The sequence below is a fragment of the Flavobacterium sp. DW-iso2 genome, from assembly GCF_058725285.1.
Genome location: NZ_JBZXDY010000054.1, coordinates 1 through 3,206, shown reverse-complemented (window position 1 = coordinate 3,206; position 3,206 = coordinate 1). Strand labels below are relative to the sequence as shown.

At 27.8% G+C, this 3,206-nt stretch carries 1 protein-coding gene; it reads right to left on the bottom strand.

Translation table 11 applies throughout. The features are described 5' to 3' along the window. Positions 1-101: 101 nt before the first annotated feature. Complete coding sequence (locus AC4PRO_RS18030; protein ID WP_492118377.1) at positions 102-3,008, bottom strand: NACHT domain-containing protein; 2,907 nt, start codon at positions 3,006-3,008, stop codon at positions 102-104. Positions 3,009-3,206 lie beyond the last annotated feature (198 nt).

The following is a 3,206-nucleotide window of genomic DNA, read 5'->3' as shown; positions in this document are numbered from 1 at the left end:
GGCATTTTATACTCGAAAATCACCCACATATCGCTCAGAGAAAAAGTTGTTGATAACTTTAATTGCTTTACATAGGAAACCTTAGCTGTTACCAGCAGGCTTTATTTTCTTTTTAGCAAAATTCTTGTTGGTATTTTAGACCTTTGCTCAATTTTCTGATGCTCTTTGTAACCAATACTATGAGTTTGGCAGTGATTGACTATACGATGCTCCATAATTCGCTTTGCTGTTTTAGAAAAGCCATCTGCCTCAATATAGTCATATATCTCATCAATTTGTAGTGTTTTATTATACCACATGTAGATTCCATGCTTTATGATAAAAGTTGCTGGAGTATCCTCAACATCGCAAACATTTTGAACAATTTTTGTTAGTTTATTTGAACCTAAAGAATGAATTATTTTACTATTTAGGCTATAGATAAGACTGAAATTCATATTCCAAAATATATTTTTTGCTATTTTTTTTAATTTATCTTTATCTCCTAATAATTTATTTTTTTCTTCTTCTGTCTCTTTTTCGTTAATTATTTGTTCTAGTTTTTTAGTGATTATATCTTCAACGAAATTTTGTGATTCCTCATTTCTTATTAACTCAATAAATGATGTCAAAATACGAAGATGTACATTCATACCTTCCTTGAAAATTAATTCAAGTTGTTCAGTTTTTAATGAACCAGCACGATTTTTAATAATCCTGCCCATTACTTCAACAGTCTTTATACTTCTTCTCAATTCAATCGATAGTTCGTCATCCTCTGATTCGTCTTCTAAATCATTTGTATTGTTTGGTAATTGAGCTTTTTCATTTTCATCTTTCTTTTTTAATTCTTCGCTTCTATGATTTTCCGCAGATTCTGTAATGTGAGGTAGTGTTGCTTGAACAACCTCGTCAATCCGTTCATCAAAAAATCTTAACTCTTCATGGCTTAAGGTTGCAGGACTATATTTTTCAAATAGGGTCATAGCATTTAAAACAATTTCATCTAAGACTGTGGTATTTTTGTCATGATGTGATATAAAAATTGCTATGTACGCATATTCATCGATGTGCAAGTTAGCGAGTATTTTTTCAACATTCTTCGATTGTGCAACAGCATTATCTGCAAAATACTTACCTGCAAAAAAATAGTAAATATATGAATATCCAAACGAGTAGTTACCTAAACCATCAAGTCGTAAAATGTTTGTATTTCTTAGATTTTTTATTAACTCTTCTAATGTAATGGTTAGATTAAAATTACTTTTATATTCATCAATATATTTATCAAAATCAATTTTGTTTATAACAGTTTTTTCATTCTTGAAATAGAAAAAAGAAAGTTCTGTTAGAAAATTAAAATATGTATCAAAATCGTCATTTTTCACACCTTCTTTTCTTAAATATAGGTATAATAAAGTTTGATAAAAATAGCCTTGTGATGTTATGTTTTGATCTAAAGGTTTGCTTACAGTATCATAATTACTTATAAATGACAAAATAAAAAACGGATACGATGGAATTATTCCTTTACCAATTATTTTGCCCAAAGCTGAATCTACAAGTTCCGTTTTAGTATCAATTTCGTGATAAATTTCATTGTCTGTTGTCCATGTGGTATCTGACAACAACACCCAATTTTTTATTAACTCGTTACGTAGGGTAGGACTAAATTCATTAATCTTATATCGTTCGTATGATTCCATTAGTGTTTCATTTTTAAAATTGAAATTAAAAATGTCATCAACAATTAATATTTGTCTATCATAACCAGCAATTTGACCAACTATCTTTTCTTTGTTTTTTGCCTGATGGAAATCATCCAATATCAATATAATGTTTTCTCTGTTTATTTCAGAGAATTTTATATTACTACTGTATTGTTCAGTAAACGAGTTTTCAATTTTTAACTCTAAATTTCCCAAATATTTGTTTTTTCCATCTGAAATATAAACAGGAAAGAATCCTCTGTTAAACAATTCTATAAAAAAACGTTTACATAAACCTGTTTTTCCAGATTGTCCTTCACCAGCAATTAAAACTTTTGCAGTTTCATCAAAAGTATCAACTAAATCTGAAAAATCGACATCATTTATTTCGTCTTTTGAACCCTCATATTTTTTAAAAGATGGATTAACATATATATCACTTAACGAAAGAGAAACTTTATTAGAATGAGCTTTTGACAATATTTCTGTGTCGTCTAGAAATAATTTAAATTCAGGATTTAACTCAGCAGGTTGAATTATGGGACTTTTATCATTTATAATTTTGTTCATTGATAGAATTGTTAAATCGTAAAGAAACTCGTATAGCAATAAATGTTTTTCTTGTGTTAAAATGTCTTTTTCTTGAGAATTACTTCTACCACCGCTTCTATCGTCAATCCATGTATAAAGGTCTAAAAATTCTTCGATATTTCGTTTTGATTTTAAATTTTGCTTAATAAAATCGCATCCAAATGATGTGTTTAACTCATCACCAGTTGTATAATTTTCTTCTGAAAATGAAGCTATTTTTGCTGCTTCTCTAGCTAATGGTTTTGGAATTATATCGTCACCTTTCCATTCTAATTCCTGGTAATCAATGATTGCTGAGTTTGTTAAATAGCTATTTCTTGCTTTTTGAACGCTTTTTAAAACTTGAATTACAAATTCGTTTTTACATTCTTTAAAAGTAAAATAATCAGAACCTTTGAATACAGCTTCATCATTAATATTTAAGAATTCGTTAATTTCAAAAAAGTTTCGTGTTTCTCCTTTGTGGATATTATAATCTAATTCTAATTTTGTGATTGGAACTATACTTACGATTTGTTCATTTGTATCTGTTTTTTTTAGTAAAAACAGAACTTCTTTCTCAAGCTGTTCTTTTTTTACTTTTAGTTTTTGAAGCCAATTTTTTCTATCAAGAGCATCTTTTATATTTTCAGGAATAAGAATTATTAAGTCTAAATCACTTTTACTGGCTTTAAACATTCTACCATCAAGATAAATAGAACTGCCAAATAAATAAATAAATACTATCAATTTCAATATCTTTTGATACTTCTTCTTTCCATTTCTTGATTAATTTTATTATTTCATCTTTCATTTTATCGATATTGGGTTATGTTCTAGTATTTACGGTATTTTTTTTTAAGCTTGCTGGTAACGTCAGTCTGTGAAAAAACCTCCGTTTAATTCTATCAAATATAAACAAATAATCTAATTATTAGACAGAAAAGT